This window comes from Seleniivibrio woodruffii, assembly GCF_029267515.1.
Lineage (GTDB): Bacteria > Chrysiogenota > Deferribacteres > Deferribacterales > Geovibrionaceae > Seleniivibrio > Seleniivibrio woodruffii_A.
Window position 1 is genome coordinate 117,693 of record NZ_JAJUIS010000002.1, and the last position, 16,758, is coordinate 134,450.

Annotated in this window: 21 protein-coding genes; 14 read left to right on the top strand and 7 right to left on the bottom strand. The window is 44.3% G+C overall.

Features of this window, described 5'->3' with window-relative positions:
* Positions 1-57 precede the first annotated feature (57 nt).
* Positions 58-315, top strand: a complete 258-nt coding sequence (locus Q7P67_RS03120; protein ID WP_303850428.1) for a DUF4405 domain-containing protein — start codon at positions 58-60, stop codon at positions 313-315.
* Positions 316-344: 29 nt separating this feature from the next.
* On the opposite strand, the gene leuB is transcribed toward Q7P67_RS03120, so the two are convergent.
* The 5 genes from leuB to Q7P67_RS03145 all read right to left on the bottom strand — a co-directional run bounded on the left by leuB (position 345) and on the right by Q7P67_RS03145 (position 4,302).
* Complete coding sequence (gene leuB / locus Q7P67_RS03125) at positions 345-1,430, bottom strand: 3-isopropylmalate dehydrogenase (RefSeq protein WP_369695987.1); 1,086 nt, start codon at positions 1,428-1,430, stop codon at positions 345-347.
* Between the two features lie 72 nt (positions 1,431-1,502).
* A complete protein-coding gene (locus tag Q7P67_RS03130) occupies positions 1,503-2,591 on the bottom strand; it encodes an LptF/LptG family permease (RefSeq protein WP_303850430.1) in 1,089 nt (362 codons plus the stop codon).
* Complete coding sequence (locus tag Q7P67_RS03135; RefSeq protein ID WP_303850431.1) at positions 2,588-3,640, bottom strand: LptF/LptG family permease; 1,053 nt, start codon at positions 3,638-3,640, stop codon at positions 2,588-2,590. Before Q7P67_RS03135 ends, Q7P67_RS03130 begins: the two co-directional genes overlap by 4 nt.
* Positions 3,618-3,914: a DUF1820 family protein gene (locus tag Q7P67_RS03140; protein ID WP_303850432.1), complete on the bottom strand. Its 297-nt coding sequence runs from the start codon at positions 3,912-3,914 to the stop codon at positions 3,618-3,620. Before Q7P67_RS03140 ends, Q7P67_RS03135 begins: the two co-directional genes overlap by 23 nt.
* Positions 3,915-3,918: 4 nt before the next feature.
* Positions 3,919-4,302: a phage holin family protein gene (locus tag Q7P67_RS03145; RefSeq protein WP_303850433.1), complete on the bottom strand. Its 384-nt coding sequence runs from the start codon at positions 4,300-4,302 to the stop codon at positions 3,919-3,921.
* A 47-nt stretch (positions 4,303-4,349) separates the two neighbouring features.
* Between Q7P67_RS03145 and Q7P67_RS03150 the strand changes: the two genes are divergently transcribed.
* Positions 4,350-5,183, top strand: a complete 834-nt coding sequence (locus Q7P67_RS03150; RefSeq protein ID WP_303850434.1) for a PHP domain-containing protein — start codon at positions 4,350-4,352, stop codon at positions 5,181-5,183.
* Here the strand turns inward: Q7P67_RS03150 and Q7P67_RS03155 are convergent.
* Positions 5,153-5,788: an HAD family hydrolase gene (locus tag Q7P67_RS03155; protein ID WP_303850435.1), complete on the bottom strand. Its 636-nt coding sequence runs from the start codon at positions 5,786-5,788 to the stop codon at positions 5,153-5,155. The two genes, Q7P67_RS03150 and Q7P67_RS03155, sit on opposite strands and share 31 nt — an antisense overlap.
* A 98-nt stretch (positions 5,789-5,886) precedes the next feature.
* Here Q7P67_RS03155 and fliD point away from each other — a divergent pair, with 98 nt between their 5' ends.
* From fliD to Q7P67_RS03175, 4 genes are read left to right on the top strand one after another with little or no spacing between them, the layout of a single operon-like run.
* Positions 5,887-8,577 carry a flagellar filament capping protein FliD gene (gene fliD / locus Q7P67_RS03160; protein WP_303850436.1) on the top strand — a complete coding sequence of 897 codons (2,691 nt, stop codon included), beginning with the start codon at positions 5,887-5,889 and terminating at the stop codon, positions 8,575-8,577.
* Positions 8,578-8,601: 24 nt separating this feature from the next.
* Positions 8,602-9,027: a flagellar export chaperone FliS gene (gene fliS / locus Q7P67_RS03165; protein WP_303850437.1), complete on the top strand. Its 426-nt coding sequence runs from the start codon at positions 8,602-8,604 to the stop codon at positions 9,025-9,027.
* Between the two features lie 3 nt (positions 9,028-9,030).
* A complete protein-coding gene (locus Q7P67_RS03170; RefSeq protein WP_303850438.1) occupies positions 9,031-9,366 on the top strand; it encodes a hypothetical protein in 336 nt (111 codons plus the stop codon).
* Positions 9,363-9,749, top strand: coding sequence for a hypothetical protein (locus Q7P67_RS03175; RefSeq protein WP_303850439.1), 387 nt, complete (start codon positions 9,363-9,365; stop codon positions 9,747-9,749). The genes Q7P67_RS03170 and Q7P67_RS03175 overlap by 4 nt, the downstream gene beginning before the upstream one ends.
* A 118-nt stretch (positions 9,750-9,867) precedes the next feature.
* On the opposite strand, the gene Q7P67_RS03180 is transcribed toward Q7P67_RS03175, so the two are convergent.
* On the bottom strand, positions 9,868-10,152 hold the full coding sequence (locus Q7P67_RS03180) for an integration host factor subunit beta (protein WP_132873584.1): 285 nt from the start codon (positions 10,150-10,152) through the stop codon (positions 9,868-9,870).
* A gap of 116 nt (positions 10,153-10,268) precedes the next feature.
* Here Q7P67_RS03180 and murJ point away from each other — a divergent pair, with 116 nt between their 5' ends.
* The 8 genes from murJ (at position 10,269) to ahcY (ending at position 16,753) form a co-directional block, all read left to right on the top strand.
* Complete coding sequence (gene murJ, locus Q7P67_RS03185) at positions 10,269-11,750, top strand: murein biosynthesis integral membrane protein MurJ (RefSeq protein WP_303850440.1); 1,482 nt, start codon at positions 10,269-10,271, stop codon at positions 11,748-11,750.
* Entirely contained in the window at positions 11,747-12,205 is a 459-nt protein-coding gene (gene dtd, locus Q7P67_RS03190; protein ID WP_303850441.1) for a D-aminoacyl-tRNA deacylase, read from the top strand. The genes murJ and dtd overlap by 4 nt, the downstream gene beginning before the upstream one ends.
* Complete coding sequence (locus Q7P67_RS03195; RefSeq protein ID WP_303850442.1) at positions 12,202-12,819, top strand: MBL fold metallo-hydrolase; 618 nt, start codon at positions 12,202-12,204, stop codon at positions 12,817-12,819. Before dtd ends, Q7P67_RS03195 begins: the two co-directional genes overlap by 4 nt.
* A 64-nt stretch (positions 12,820-12,883) precedes the next feature.
* Positions 12,884-13,471 (top strand): tRNA (adenosine(37)-N6)-threonylcarbamoyltransferase complex dimerization subunit type 1 TsaB, encoded by a 588-nt coding sequence (tsaB, locus tag Q7P67_RS03200; protein ID WP_303850443.1) that lies wholly within the window; start codon positions 12,884-12,886, stop codon positions 13,469-13,471.
* Positions 13,449-13,889 (top strand): ribosomal protein S18-alanine N-acetyltransferase, encoded by a 441-nt coding sequence (gene rimI / locus Q7P67_RS03205; protein ID WP_303850444.1) that lies wholly within the window; start codon positions 13,449-13,451, stop codon positions 13,887-13,889. Before tsaB ends, rimI begins: the two co-directional genes overlap by 23 nt.
* Position 13,890: 1 nt before the next feature.
* Positions 13,891-14,121, top strand: coding sequence for a DUF465 domain-containing protein (locus Q7P67_RS03210; protein ID WP_303850445.1), 231 nt, complete (start codon positions 13,891-13,893; stop codon positions 14,119-14,121).
* A gap of 10 nt (positions 14,122-14,131) precedes the next feature.
* Positions 14,132-15,271 carry a methionine adenosyltransferase gene (gene metK, locus Q7P67_RS03215; RefSeq protein WP_303850446.1) on the top strand — a complete coding sequence of 380 codons (1,140 nt, stop codon included), beginning with the start codon at positions 14,132-14,134 and terminating at the stop codon, positions 15,269-15,271.
* Positions 15,272-15,340: 69 nt separating this feature from the next.
* Positions 15,341-16,753 (top strand): adenosylhomocysteinase, encoded by a 1,413-nt coding sequence (gene ahcY, locus Q7P67_RS03220; protein ID WP_303850447.1) that lies wholly within the window; start codon positions 15,341-15,343, stop codon positions 16,751-16,753.
* The last annotated feature ends 5 nt before the right edge of the window (positions 16,754-16,758 follow it).

The window sequence follows — 16,758 nt, forward strand, 5'->3', positions numbered from 1 at the left end:
AATATGTTGACAAAATGAAGTGGCATTTCTTTTGCATTATCCTTTGAGGAGGAAAAAATGCGAAAATATAGAAATACCGTTTCGATTATTACTTTTGTGCTGTTTATTGTGTCGGCTGTGACGGGGTTCATAATATTTTTTATGCCACACGCTCCCCGACCGGATGTTGCTGCTGAAGCTGTGCGGGCTATCAGTTTCGGGCTGGTGATGAAAAGAACCCATGAATATGGTGCTATGCTGATGGCGGTTGCTGCGCTGCTGCATATTTATCTTAACTGGGGCTCGTTAAAAAGCTATATAATTAAGAACAGATAAGAAAGGCGGTCTTGCGACCGCCTTTTAAGCTATATTCTTTCAGAAATAAGGTCGCCCATCCGGTCGGTTTTGACCAGTGTCTGTCCCGTCTTGTTCTTGTTAAAGATGTCGCCGGTTCTGTAACCCTCGTCCAGAACCTTCTGAATAGCGTTTTCGATGTCTGTTGCCGCAGCATCCATGCCGAGAGAATAACGGCACATAAGAGCCGCAGACATTATTTGAGCGATGGGGTTTGCTATGTTCTGCCCGGCGATGTCTGGGGCTGTTCCGCCGATAGGCTCGTACAGACCGAAGTTAGATTCGTTGATTGAAGCGGAAGGGAGCATACCCAGTGAACCGGTGAGCATTGCCGCCTCGTCGGAGAGTATGTCGCCGAACATGTTTTCGGTAACCACAACATCGAACTGGGAAGGCCAGCGAACAAGCTGCATTGCTGCGTTGTCCACATACATGTGGTTCAGTTCAACGTCGGGGTAGCTCTTGTGAACCTCTGTAACAACCTCACGCCACAGAATAGAGGACATGAGTACGTTTGCCTTGTCAACGCTTGTAACTTTCTTGCTGCGCAGTCTGGCGGCTTCAAAAGCGAGTTTTGCGATGCGCTCGACTTCGGGCTTGGTATAGAGCATGGTGTCCATACCCATTGTGCGTTCGGCGTTTATCTCTTTGGGCTGACCGAAGTAGATACCGCCTGTGAGCTCGCGGAAGAAAGCTATGTCGAGACCTTCAGGGATAAGCTCGTTTTTAAGTGAGCTTGCGTCTATGAGAGAGGGGAATATTTTAACCGGTCTGATGTTGCAGAACAGGCTGAAATGTTTACGCAGGGGGAGCAGAGCGCCTCTTTCGGGCTGTTGTGCCGGAGGAAGATTTTCCCATTTGGGACCGCCCACTGAACCGAAAAGGATAGCGTCTGATTTTTCGCAGAGTTCCAGAGTTGACTCGGGAAGGGGGGTGCCGTGGTTATCTATTGCGATACCGCCTATGTCGGCGAATGAAAATTCGAATGTTTTATTATATTTTTCAGATACTTTGTTCAGGACTTTAATAGCCTGCTGCATCACTTCGGGTCCGATTCCGTCACCCGGTAAAACTGCTATTTTTGCCATGTGAAACACTCCTTATATTAGTTAACTATCAATTTTATGCCAATATATCTGTAAAGTCAAACTTTAATATGTTTAATAAAACTACATTGCATGTTCTCGTCTGTATATGATGTAAACTGCGAGACTGGCAAAAATTATTATGGGCAGAAAGCTGGACATGAATGGGCTGAGTACGCCGTTTTTGCCTAGTGAAGCGCATGAAGCAACACTCATCCAGAAGCCGAATCCCACTCCAAGTGATTTTGCGGCAACTTTAATATATGAATGGTTTCTGTTGAAGTCTACGCAGAGAGGAAATATCACAAGAATTATCACAAGAACGCTGACTGCATGTGCAAAAATTTTATATATCTGCATCATATATTTGGAAGTGTTAACGTTCTGATTTTTCATAACCTCCGCAACCTTGTATATGTCGCCTATGGAGACGAATTGAGGTTTAAGGAAAGGCATTTTTGAAAGTTCGTCAAAAATAGGTTTTTCAGTTATTATGTTTCTGACATCATAAGTTTTTTTCGGGACGTTCATCATTTCGTATTTTTTCTGATTGAACAGTTTCCACTTGTTCCCGTCTTTTTTTGCTGAGTTATAGGTTTCTATGGATTCAACCTGCAATTTATCATTCAGAGTATATTCGGTGACGTAGTGAAACTCCATCTTTTCAGGGTCAAGAGCGGTTATGTGTATGAACCTGTTTCCGTGGAGTTTCATCCAGATGTTAGTGAGAGAAGGGCGTATGTCCATCTCTTTCTTATAGATTATTTCCGCGGCATATTTTTCCCGCATATACATGACTTTCGGGTTAATTGTGTTTGCTGTCAGAACGAGGAGCATGGATACAACTACGCCTGAGATGAGAAACGGCTGTATCAGGCTGCGTATCTTGCCGCCGAGTGAGACATACGCTACCAGTTCATTATTTTTTATAAGCGTAAGCATAACCAGCATTGTCGAAATGACTATGGACATCGGCATGGTCGTATAGAGCAGATACGGAACTTTCATGAGGTCGAATATCAGTACCTCAGTGATCGTTACAGCGTATTTGTCTATGAGGTCGGTGTGCATTGCGGCATTGGCGAGGAGTGAAATGACCCCTACAACAATCTGAACAACAACTGTATATTTAAGGAATAAGGTTATGACATATTTATCAAATTTAGATATCATAGAACTCTCTCATAGGCGAAGATGCTCAGTATTCCGAAAAATATGTTCGGCACCCACGCGGCGAAGAAAGGATCGATGCTTCCCTCTGTTGCAATGTTCTGTGCAACGAGAAACATCATATTATAAATGACTACTATGAAAACTGTGGATGGAACAGCCATGGTCTTTCCGCTTCTGTGGAAGAACATGCCGATACTCATTCCGAAAACGCACATGATTATTGCTGCGAAGGGCATTGAAAAGCGTTTTGAGTATTCGAATTTATATATCGGATCCTCGTTGAAGTTTGCTCTGAGCTCGCTCATAGGCATGAGTCTTTCTGTTTTGATAGTCACTTTAGAAGCGTCAGAAAGTGGCGCATTTATGCTGAATTTCTCGAAATTTATTGTGGAGTGCATATTGTCTTCGCGGATTGTGGCTATACGTCCGTTGGAAAGCTCCAGAAGAAGACCTGCATCACCTGTGGGGATAATCTGCGCAGACTGTGCGGTTATAACCGAGTTCTTGTTCTTGTCAATGATCATCAGACGTTCGTATTCAGTATCGCTCTTCTTCTTTTCCGCGTAGAAAACATAGCCTTTGAGTTCTTCGTAAAGCTCTTTTTCCTTGATATCTTTGATGGACACCAGTTTTGCCATTCTGAGTACGTTCTCTGCCGCCATAAAACTGCCTTTTGGCATGAAATAGGCACTCATCGCAATACCCATCAGGAAAACGCCTATGGCAAATATCATTGACGGCAAGAGAAAAAATCTTCTGCCAGCCCCGAAAGACCTCATGGCTATTATTTCGCTTTCAGAGGACATCCTGCCGAAAACAAAGATAACGGCGAGAAGTGCCGACGTTGGTATGGTTATTACGAAAAATGAGGGGAGATAATATATCACCGTCTGGATTATCAGCCATGCCGGAACGCTTTTTGTGAAGAAAAGGTCTGACAGGTCAACGAGTTTATCCAGCAGCAGCAGAAGTACGAAAAATATGTTGCCGAGCAGAAAGATCGGCAGCAGTTCTTTCAGAATATATTTATGAATCAGTTTGAGTTTCACTGTAAAGCCTTATGACCGGAGTCTCTTTTTTTACGGTAACTTCGTCTATTCGGACTATGTAGTTGAGCGGGATATACGAGCGCTCAACATTTTTGAAGACCTCTTTCAGTTTTCCGTCGTCGGGAGAGATAATTATATCAGACTGCCCGATGAAGACTATGTCGGATATCTCTATCAGCCCAAGGAACGAGGACGGATTAAGGTAGCTGGCGTGTATGGTCTGAACCTTTTTGTCTTCGTCTATAAAGATGATTTTATACAGTTTTTTGTTCATTCGTTTATTCGCCTTTGCGGTAGTAAAATTTTACGGCGGAGCGTGAGGAGAATGAATCGAATATCAGGTTTACCAGGCTTATGATTATAGCGCCGAGAAAAGCCGCCCAGAATCCTTTGATGACCAGTTCTTCAATAAAATGAGCCGTAAGCAGCAGAAGCAGTGAGTTGATGATCATGTACCCGATACCGAGGCTCAATATCTGGAAAGGAAGCGTCAGGAAAAAAAGCAGCGGGCGCAGGAAAGTCTGGAAGAACGTGAGGATAAGCGCTGCCGCCAGAAGAGCGCCGTATGATTTCACATTAATGCTTTCCATGATAAGCGATGCGAAACCTATTCCTATTACGTTGACACAAATTCTGTAAAGTATATACTGAAATCTATACATAATAGGACATAATATATTGTTAAAATGATAATAACAAGGAGTTTTTCATGATAGATCTGCATTGTCACTCAACCTATTCTGACGGTACGTTTTCTCCTGCAAAGCTGCTTGAATACGCTGAAAAAAGGGGCGTAGAGGTTCTGGCTCTGACAGACCATGATACTGTTGACGGGCTGCCTGATTTCTTTTCTCACGAAACAAAAGTGGAACGGGTTGCCGGTACTGAACTGAGCATCGACTATGACAATGGAACATTTCACGTTGTCGGACTTTTCCTTGATTATCATAATAAAAAACTGAACGAAACTCTGGATTTTCTGAAAACGGCACGCAGAGCCAGAAACGAGAAGATACTCACCGCCGTCAGCAACCTTCTCGGACGTGAGGTGACTTTGGATGACGTTTCCGATGGCAATGAGGGCGAACTGGGCAGACCGCATATAGCAAAATTTCTTATAAAATGCAAAGTTGTCTCCACCATGCAGGAGGCTTTCGACAAGTATCTTGCAAAGGGTAAGCCGCTTTATGCAGACAAAGCCCGTCTGAGTTTTGACGACGCTGCCAAAATAATTCACGGTGCGGGCGGTATAGCCGTTCTGGCGCATCCTGTGAGTTTGAGGCTTGAAGATGATGCCGTTGAGCCGTTTCTTTCGGACTTGAAGGGCAGAGGACTGGATGCAATAGAGGTTTTCTGTTCAGAAGTGGTTCCAGAACGCCGCCCGTTTTATCTTGAAACAGCGCAAAGGCTCGGTCTCGGCGTTTCCGGCGGCAGCGATTTTCATGGAGATAATAAGCTGAAAATAGCTCTCGGCACGGGTCCTGAAACTCTTAATACTCCGTATTCGGTTTATCAGGCGCTGAAAGAGCTTACGCAGAGATAGTCGAATACCTCTGTATGGTCTTTTATGACCATGCTGTCTTCAAGCTCGTTTTCGTATGCGAGGAAATGCACTTCTGCCGCTTTTGCAGCCAGATAGTCCGTCATCGAATCGCCTATGAAAAGAATCGATTCTTTCGTGCTGCTGAAGTAATCCATAATTTTGAAAAGCCCTTCGGGGTTTGGCTTGGGATTTGCTACATCCATACACGTAACGGTATAGGAGAAAAAATTTCCCATACTGAAATGTTCCAGAAGGTATGAAAGCGATATGCCCCTGTTTGTGAAAACGGCGAGGCTGCGACCGGAACTTTGGAGCTTTTCGAGGGTGTCGTGTATGTTCGGGTTTGGTTTCATAAGATCTATGAACATTTTAAAGTTCATTTTCATGGCAAACTCAAGCATCTCTGCAATCAGTTTTTCGTCTTTAACGAAATGCCTGATTATTCCTTCGTTGGTTCCCATCATGGCGAGTTTCACAAGGGAAGGGTTTTCCCAGTCTATGACAGGGATTCCGTATTTTTCAAAAACGAAGTCGTAATAACCCTTAACCGCCATGGTGCTGTCGAACAGCACTCCGTCGCAATCGTAAACAATAATATTTTTCATACCTAATTGCTTAATACATTTTTACGGTTTGGGCAATTTGTTTCTAAAGATAAGAAGAAATCAGTCCGAATAGACTGGTATCCATAGGAGGTTGACCCATGGCAGGTATACAGGTTGGCGGTATCGTTTCCGGACTTGACACGAACGCGCTGGTTGAACAGATGACCCAGCAGGCTAACATTGCTGTGGACAGGCTTAACGGACAGTATTCTTATAAATCAATCGAAAAGAGTGTTTATACAGACATTAACGATATGATGGGTGATATCTCAACCGATCTTCTGTCGCTGAAGCTGGAATCAACTTTCCTTTCCAAAAAAGTATCGTCAACAAATACTTCTGTTGCAAGCGCCACCGCCACTACAGATGCGGATATCGGTTCGCATTCTATAAAAGTTTCAAAACTCGCGAAAAACTCTGAGGCTATCAGCTCATATACTCGTGTTGCCATGGTCTCCGCAGGAGCCAATGTTTCGAAGATAACAGGTACTGCCACGGAATCCCTTGAAGGCACGCACACGGTCACTGTGTCCACGGTTTCATCTAAATATCTCTCAACAGATGTTCTTGAAGTAAACAATATAGGTTCGGTCACAAAGCAGGCGGGTACAACTTTTTCCGGGGTTGACTCAAACGGTTTGCTCACGGCTGATGTAACCGGAGATATAAAGTTCAGCTATACGGACGCTGACGGAAACAGCCAGACGCTGACCATAAGCGGTACTTTCGGATCCTCCGGTCAGGACATAAACGTCGTTTCAACGAATGTTGAAGATACCCTTAATAACGCACTTAACGCCTCTATGGGGACGAACAATGTTCAGTATGTCGTCATGAGGTCTGATTATAACAGCACATCCTCTTCATGGAATTTTTCCATGTATGAAACCACGATAGATGATTTTAACATAGCTTTTGACGGAACGGATGCGTCTACCATAAGGGATACTCTCGGTTTTTCCGAATCTTCATCCCCAACGGTTTCCACCACTACAAAAATAAACAAGTACCACCTTTCCGATTCTGCCGCCAACCTTGGAAACAAACTGGCAAGCTCCATTTCCGGTATTGTTCCTGGGGCATCTCTTGAGCTTTCCGGTGCGCTTACAACAGGAACTTTTGTTTTCGCTCAGGATGCGTCTTTAAAGGTCTCTGCGGCAACATATTCCACATACGTCTCAGACACAGTTACAACAGGTACTTTAGATACGGCAACGGACGGACTTCAGAACGCCGGATTTTCGGTTGCGGCAAGCAGCAGCCTCAACGGTACCTTCACCATAAACGGTGTGGCAATAACTATTGATGATTATACGAAAATAAGCGTTGACGACCTGCTTGGCATAATAAACAGTTCCGGTGCCGGGGTCACGGCTTCGTATGATTCCACTGCCAAAAAATTCAAGCTGGAATCAAATACCATCGGTGCGAAAAGCATTACCCTCGGCGACTACAGCGATACAAGCAGTATGTTTAAACTGCTGAAACTGGACTCAACCAGCGAAACAACATATACCATAGGAAGCACGTCCGGCAGTATCAGCACTACAACAAATCTCACGGGTGCGGGGCTTACAACTTATCCTTACTCAGGAACCTTCACTGTAAACGGCGTGTCCATTTATGTGGATACCGCTGTGGATACTATACAGACGGTAATAGATAAGGTGAATAAGTCCGGTGCCGGCGTAACAATGAGCTATGACGCCACAACAGATAAAATAAAGCTAAAATCAAATACGATAGACCCCATTACTGTGGGTTCGTCTGCGGATACAAGCAACCTGCTTGTAGCGTTTAACCTTACAGACGATTCAACTGTTGAAAAAACTGTCGGGGAAGAGGGCAGCAGAGCCGTTTTCACTGTGGACGGCACAACGTATGTCAGAGATACAAACGTTATAGACGATGTTGTGGGCGGTATTACGTTTACTCTTAACTCTGTCAGCAACGAATCCGCAACCATTGACGTGTCTGTTGATCCTGCAAAAGGTGTTGCGGCTTTCGCGAAACTGATTCAGCACTATAACACCCTAATGGAAAAACTCTATACACCGGAAGTGGATGAAGACGAAGAGGAAAAATATATCGAATATCTCACTGATTCCGACAAAGAGAGCATGAGTGAAGACGATATAGCTACTTATCAGGAAAACTATGAACTTTATAACAGCTATAAGATAATCAGACGAAGCTCTGAACTTAGGAACCTTGACACAAACCTGAGAAAATCATTCTTTGCCGAGCGAACCGGAATAACATCATCCATAAACGATATGTCCGACCTCGGAATAAAAGTTGCCGGAGCAGGGGATACATCGAAAGAGGTCTACGGATACCTCGTTTCCCTGTCCACAGATTATGATGAAATCTATGCCGCTCTTGAAGGCAACGAAACTTTTATGGATGCTCTTCAAAATAATCCTAAAGATGTTTATACATTTTTTGCGAATTCATCCGATTTAGATGTAGATGATGCTACAACCACCAAAGAGAAGGCAGCCATTGAACAGCAGATAGAGAATGAAGTCGGCTGGGCAAGATACTTTGGTGATTACGTGCTTACTGCTTATACGGATTCAGATGGTATGATCGGTAATAAATTGGGCACAAGCGGAACACTTCAGACCTACATGGATAAACTGGCGACCAAGATCAGCGATCAGGAAGACAGGGTTCAGCAGGAGTTGGAACGCTATTGGGCACAGTTTACAGCTATGGAACAAGCGATTTCCGATGCACAATCTCAGGCTTCCGCATTAAGCAGCGTGACAGGTTCATCATCTTAATGTATAATAGAGGAGTTTTAATCTATGCAAAGCCCTTACAAGAACTACATCAAACAGGAAGTTGAAGGAGCCACCAAAGGAAAACTTGTTCTTCTTCTGTATGATGGAGCTATCAAGTTTATGAGGATTGCTGTTAAAGCTATTGACGACAAAAATATTCAGGACTCTCATAACAATATTATGAAAGCCCAGAATATTATCTATGAACTTATGTCCACCCTTAACATGGACGCAGGTGATATTTCAAAAAACCTCCTGCGCCTTTACGATTTTATGGTGTGGCAGCTTATAGAAGCGAACAGGGAGAAAAGTAAAGACAAAGTTGAAAGCGTGATAAAACTTATGTCAAACCTGAGAGAGGCTTGGAGAGAGGTTGTCCAGAAAGAAGAGGGCACCGCCAAACCGGAAACTCATGAGGCAGAGGTCAGATCCATCAATTTTGCCGGATAATTTATGACTATTAACCCTAACGGTTCCGTTGTTAATCTTCGGGAAAAGCTCCTGCAGATGGACAGGAAAAAAACACAGTCTGAGTCTGAAAGTGTGAATTCGGACAAATTGTCGGGCGAGTCCGTTTCTGCTGATAAACAGTATATCTCTGATATTATCGGCATAAGAAATGAAAATAAACTCGCGGTACAGAGTTCAAACGCCATCACATCCAAGGATGAGGCGTTTGAGATGCTCGACCTTCTTAAAAAGAAGTTTGCCGACAGTTCTGAAACAGCTCTGAATGCTCACAAAAAGGCGAGTCCCGACACGGTGATGAAGTTCTATCCTTTTGAATGACATTCCACGGGTTTAAAAATGCTGATAAGGAAACAATCCTGATGAGCCAATCCGATTTTCTTGTTATGTTTAAACAAGCGTATGATGCTGCAAAAGATTTGAATGAAAGAGCTTTTGATGATTCATTCTTAGATAAATATCAAACTTACAGTAGTTATATTTCCCAGATAATCCAGATACTTCAAAATATGCCGTATAAGACGGAAGAGGTTAGAACGCAAATAAAAAACCTTCTTGAAGAGCACAAGAAGGTTGAGTATCGTCTTGAAAGAGAAAAAACGGAGATTGGGAAAAAAATATCCGGCAAGATACGCAAACAGCATATCCAGAACAAATATCATTCAAAAAGTATTAAGTCGGCACTGCTAAATAAAAAAATCTAGAACATTCAAAGAAGGATTTCTAATTCCTGCTCTGAACACACACATGACATCGATCCGGTATAAATACTAAACCTGTGCCTGTGCGGAGCACTGCCTGTGCTTTTTCTGAAAGGGGCTGTTATTCAGCGTCTATCAGAAGTTCTTTGATCTCTTTGCCGGGTTTGAAGTAGGGTACGTTTTTGGAAGGTACTTCCACTTTGTCTCCGGTTTTGGGGTTGCGTCCGAGTTTGGAGTTTTTCTCTCTGATCTTAAAGCTGCCGAATCCGCGGATTTCCACTTTGTCTCCGGCTTTCAGAGCGTCTTTGATGTTCTGGAAAACGCCGTTAACGATAAATTCGATCTGCTTTTTTGTCAGTTCGGGGTTGAGGGTAGCAATTACTTCGATCAGTTCTGATTTAGTCATAACCATAATCTCCGTGCAAATATCGTTTATTTATGATATTTTTCAATGTCTCATTATATCCGATGTGTTTTAGCGTGTAAAGTGAATTTACATTTTTTTTTAAGGAAATAATTGTCATGGCAGGATTTGTTAAAAAAGTGCTTAAATCCGGACTGGGAATTTTGACCAGCAGGATTTTCGGAATGGTCCGCGATGTTCTCGTGGCGGGCTTTTTTGGTGCAAACGCGCTCACAGACGCCTTTTTCGTCGCTTTTGCCGTTCCGAATCTTTTCCGCGCTTTTTTTGCCGAAGGAGCGCTCTCCTCTGTTTTTGTTCCCATAATGAGCGACAAGCTGACGAAAGAAGGTGAACATTCTGCTTCAGATTATCTTACCAGTCTCGTTTTTTTTGTTTCAGGCGTAATAATAGTTCTTCTTGCGGTAGTGTTTATATTTCCAAAGATATCCGTGACCGTTTTCATGCCTGGCTACAGACACGAAACAGCCATTCTGTCCGCCGCAGCCGATATGCTTGTAATACTCATGCCGTATCTGCTTACAATATCGGTTTGTGCGCTTTTTTCAGGTTATCTTAATATTAAGGATACCTACTATCTGCCTGCCGCCTCAACGGCTATTCTAAATCTCTCTATGATAGCCGGTGCGTGGCTGGGGTATATTAATTCAGGTGACATAAGGATACTGTGTTACGGTGTTCTTGCTGGCGGTGTGCTCCAGCTTTTTCTTGTTCTGGGAGCCGCTGTTTACAAAGGTTACCGTCCGGTTTTCTCATGCGGAATAAACAAGGATGCTCTTAATTCTTTTTACTATGTTTTGCCGTCTCTGGCAAGTGTGGGGATAAACCAGCTCAACTTCATGGTGGGGCGCATAATCGCATCGTTTCTTGCTGTGGGGAGTATATCGTATCTTTATTATGCCAACAGACTTTTTCAGTTTCCTCTGGGCATGTTTGCCGTGGCTGTGGGTACTGTTACCCTGACGGAGATAAGCGTGGCGAACTCAAATGATGACTTCGGGCAACGTAATATACTTATAGATAAGGCGGTTAATGCTATTCTTGTAATAATGGTTCCCGCTGCCGCCGGTCTCATAATCCTTGCAGACCCTATCATTGCATTCGTTTACGGAAGGCTGTCTTTTGGGATCAAAGATGTTAACGCAACGGCTTTTGCGCTTCGCATGTATTCTTCAGGTCTCCTTTTCTTTTCACTCATAAGCGTATTTAGCCGCATATACTATTCCGATAAGGATGTTAAAACCCCGCTTAGGGCTGCGTCGATAGGGTTTGTTTTTAACGTTCTTCTCGGATTTCTTTTCATGAAGCCCCTTGGGCACGGCGGCATTGCTCTTGCGTCCTCTATTGCCGCGTTTGTGAACTGTGTGTGTCTGTATATAAATCTTAAACACTATAATTATTCCGTAAATGGCAGCTTGGCGCTTATCAGCAAGGTTGCCGTGTCAACTGCGGCAATGTCCGCCGTTATCTGTATCGCGGATATGGAAAGGGTGCAGGTTCTTATCAATATTACACTCGGATGCTGCGTGTATTATTTTACTATGAAAATGCTTGGGATTGATATGCTGAAGGTGATGAAATGAGGGCTGTTCTTCAAAGGGTTAACAGTGCATATGTCCGTATCGACGGCAAAATTCAGGCGGAGATAGGCAAAGGGCTTCTGATACTTTTCGGTGTGGAGAAGACGGATGCAGAGGAGAAATGCGCAGAGCTTGCTTACAAGTCCATGAATCTTAGGATTTTTGAAGACGATAACGGTAGAATGGGGAAATCTGTTAAAGATGTGGAAGGAGGGGTTATTGTTGTAAGTCAGTTCACTCTGGCGGGAAACTGTAAAAAAGGTCTGCGTCCTGATTTTACAACTGCAATGGAACCTGTGACAGCCAATCAATACTATGAAAAGTTCGTTTCGGAGTGCCGCTTAAATTACCTTCCGGAAAGGGTACAGACCGGAATTTTCGCAGCCGACATGAAAGTTGGTCTTGAAAATGACGGTCCCGTTACAATAATATTAGAATCTAAGCAGGAGCATATATGAACATTGATATAGTGATAACCGGCCCCCTGGGCGTAAATACATATATAGTATCGGATAAGGGCAATGCGGTGATTATTGATGCCGGCGGCAACGAAGAGGATATTGAGGAATATCTCAATGATAACGGGCTGAAGCCTGTTGCTCTGGTGAACACCCACGGGCATTTTGATCATATAGGAGCAATATATCCGCTTATGAAGAAATACGGGCTGCCTTTTTATTTACATAAGGATGATGAATTTCTTTTGGGGCAGGGTAAAAAAGTTATGCAGATGTATGGATTTGGCGACATGGAAACGCCTTATGTAACAAATTATATTGAACACGGGCAGAAACTTGACCTCGGCGGGATAACCATGGATGTTATCCACACTCCGGGACATACACCAGGCGGGTGTTGTTTTTATATCGACGGGCTTAAAAGCGTTATAACCGGAGACACGTTGTTTCTGGAATCTGTTGGTCGTACAGACTTTCCATACAGCAGTACACAGTCCCTTGTAGACAGCATCAGTGAAAGGCTTTTTTCGCTTCCCTCGGAAACCGTCGTTTATCCCGGACACGGAGCGAAATCGACTATTGAGCATGAAAAAAACATGAACCCTTTCATGTGATTATGAAAATATTTACAGTGTTTGGATTATTGACTTATATCACATATCTGATAAGATAACCTGAATGAAGTACATGCTTGCGGATACATCGGGAAAAGGGCTTTATGTCACTGTGTGCGACGAGAACAGAGTTCCTTTTTCGTCTGTCTTTCTGACGCTGGAAAACTCTCTGAGTGAAAAGATGCTCTGGGCTTTGGACAATCTTTTGTACGGTTCCGGACTGACACCGCAGGACATCGACAACTATTATGTGGTGAAGGGTCCCGGCTCCTTCACAGGAATAAGAGTGGGCGTCGCTACGCTCCTCGGTTTTTGTATGGCTTGCGGAAAGCAGCTTCAGGGAATAAGCTCCCTTGACGCGGCTGCAATAGTCAGCGGAAAGCAAAAGGTTACAACAGCAGTTAAACTTCGCGGAAAGCTATACGGCTACAGAAGATATGACTTTGAAAATAATGTTTTTTCTGAATATATGACCGGAAAGTTTGAAAGTACTGACGGTCTTTTTGTTGTGAACAGCGGTGATGGTAATACTGTCAATCTTTCAGAGGCTCTGCTTTCCGAAAGATTCGGCATGTTCGTGAGCGATTATGCGCCGATGTATATGAGACCAAGCGAGGCGGAGATCAATTTTGATAAGAAACGCATCGCATGAAGATCTGGACGCGATTCTTGAGATAGAAAACGGCTGTTTCACCCGCCCTTGGAGCCGGAAATCGTTTGAGGCCGAACTTTTTAAAATCAGAAGCGATTTTCTGGTCTGCGAAGAATGCGGTGAAGTGGCGGGATATATAGTTTTCTGGTATATTTTGGATGAGGCGGAGCTTGCAGACGTCGCCGTTGCGGAAAAATTCCGCAGAAGGGGCATTGCGAGCCGTCTTATTACGCATTGTGTTGAAAAACACGAGGAAATCGATATCATACACCTTGAGGTGGAGACCAACAACATCTCCGCTGTAAGTTTGTATGAGGGAATGGGTTTTAAACCTAAAGGGCAGATAAAAGATTATTACGGTGAAGGCAGACACGCACTCAGGATGTCATGCCGCCGTACAGATTACAGGGGTGACTAGCATGCTTAAAGACAGCGCACTGGTGGAAAAGATTTGTCAGGTCGATGAGGAGTTCAGGAAACTTTTTGAAAACCACATCCGCTTCGAGCAGGATCTTGAGGCTCTTTACAGTCTCAAGTTTTTTCCGCCGGAGGTTGAAGCAAAGATGAAAGAACTGAAAATGCTGAAACTCAAAGGTAAAGACAGGATGACGCAGATTATAATAAAATACAAAAATGATAATGGTTTATAGGAGATAGTTAATGAATAGCAAGAAATATTTATTCACATCAGAGTCTGTCAGCGAGGGACACCCGGACAAAATAGCGGATCAGATTTCTGACGCTATCCTTGACGCCATGCTTACCGATGACCCGAACAGCCGTGTTGCCTGTGAAACGCTTGTTACAACAGGACTCGCTGTGGTTTCCGGAGAGGTTACCACCAGCACATATGTGGATATACAGTCAATTGTAAGAGAAACAATCAGACAAATAGGATATACAAGAGCTAAATTCGGTTTCGATGCTGATACTTGCGGCATAATAACAACGCTTAACAAGCAGTCTCCTGACATTGCCATGGGTGTTGACACCGGAGGCGCAGGTGATCAGGGGCTTATGTTCGGCTACGCTTGCGACGAAACGCCTGAACTGATGCCCATGCCCATAATGCTTGCACATAAAATAACGAAGAGACTTTCCGAAGTCCGCAAAAGCGGCGAATTAAGCTACCTCCGCCCTGACAGCAAATCTCAGGTTACAATAGAATATGACGGATATACTCCGCTTCGTGTGGACACCGTTGTCGTAAGCTCACAGCACTCCGAGGATATCAGACTTGACGTTCTCAAACACGATATAATCGAAAAAGTAATCAAACCGGTTATCCCCAGCGATATGCTTGACGATAAATGCAAATATCATATAAATCCCACAGGTCGTTTCGTGATAGGCGGTCCCATGGGGGACTGCGGTCTTACAGGACGTAAGATTATCGTTGATACATACGGCGGCATGGGGCGTCACGGCGGAGGAGCATTCAGCGGAAAAGACCCGTCGAAAGTTGACCGCTCCGCAGCATATGCAGCAAGATGGGTTGCCAAAAACATCGTTGCCGCCGGACTCGCAAAAAGATGCGAAATTCAGGTGGCATACGCTATTGGGGTTGCAGAACCTGTCAGCGTCATGGTGAACACTTTCGGCACGGCCGAAGTTGACGAACAGCTTATCGAAAAAGCTGTTATGGAGGTTTTTGATCTCACGCCCAAAGGTATCATAACCGCACTCGACCTCCGCAGACCCATTTACAGAAAAACCGCTGCATACGGACATTTCGGACGCAGCGAATTTTCATGGGAAAACACCGACAAGGTTGACGCACTTCTGGCAGCAATACGCTGATAAATAAATTATTCATGCCCGCGAAGTTTTTGACTTTTGCGGGCTTTCTGTGCTTATAAGGAGAAAAAGATGGACAATACGCTGAAATACAAAGTCGCCGATATTTCCCTTGCAGATTTCGGACGCAAAGAGATTGACATCGCCGAGCATGAGATGCCCGGTCTGATGGCGACCAGAGAGAAATATGCGCCCCTCAAACCCCTTAAAGGAGTACGTATCTCCGGTTCTCTGCACATGACCATTCAGACGGCGGTTCTTATAGAGACCCTTACGGCTCTCGGTGCGGAAGTAAAATGGGCGAGCTGCAACATCTTCTCCACACAGGATCACGCTGCCGCAGCCATAGCGAAAACAGGAGTTCCCGTATACGCGTGGAAGGGTGAAAACCTTGAAGAATACTGGTGGTGCACAGATATGGCGCTGCGTTTTGACGGTGGCAAAGGACCCCAGCTTATCGTTGACGACGGCGGCGACGCTACCATGATGATACACGTCGGTTATCTCGCAGAAAAAGATCCCTCCATTCTCGACAAAACTCCCCACGGAGAGGACGAGGCGGAACTCTATAAACGTCTGAAAATCATCCTTAAAGAGAACCCCACAAGATGGCACGATACTGTTAAGGAGTGGAAGGGCGTTTCTGAAGAGACCACAACAGGCGTTCATAGACTCTATCAGATGATGGAAAAAGGTGAACTGCTGGTTCCGGCAATTAATGTAAACGACTCTGTTACAAAGTCAAAATTTGATAACCTCTACGGATGCCGTGAGTCACTGGTAGACGGAATCAAAAGAGCCACCGACGTTATGATAGCCGGTAAAGTTGCTGTCGTATGCGGATACGGAGACGTCGGCAAAGGATGCGCGGAATCTCTGAAAGCAATGGGTGCAATAGTAATTGTTACAGAGATAGACCCCATATGCGCTCTTCAGGCTTGTATGGCGGGCTACAGCGTTAAAACAGTTGAGGATACCCTCGGTCTCGGAGATATCTATGTTACCACAACCGGCAACAAAGACATCATCCGTATCGAGCACATGGAGAAGATGAAAGATCAGGCTATCGTCTGTAATATAGGTCACTTCGACAACGAGATTGAAGTGGCTAAACTCGAAGAATACAAAGGAATTAAAAAGCTGAATATCAAGCCTCAGGTGGACAGGTACACTTTCCCCTCTGGCAATTCAATATATCTGCTTGCCGAAGGAAGGTTGGTGAATCTCGGATGCGCCACAGGACACCCTTCGTTCGTAATGAGCAACTCTTTCACAAACCAGACCCTTGCCCAGATAGACCTCTGGACTAACAAGGATAAGTATGAGGCTAAAGTCTACAGACTCAGCAAAAAGCTGGATGAAGAGGTTGCAAGGCTGCACCTTTCAAAAATAGGTGCTAAACTTACCACACTTTCAAAAGATCAGGCGGACTACATCGGCGTGCCGGTTGAAGGTCCTTATAAACCGGAGCATTACAGGTATTAATACCT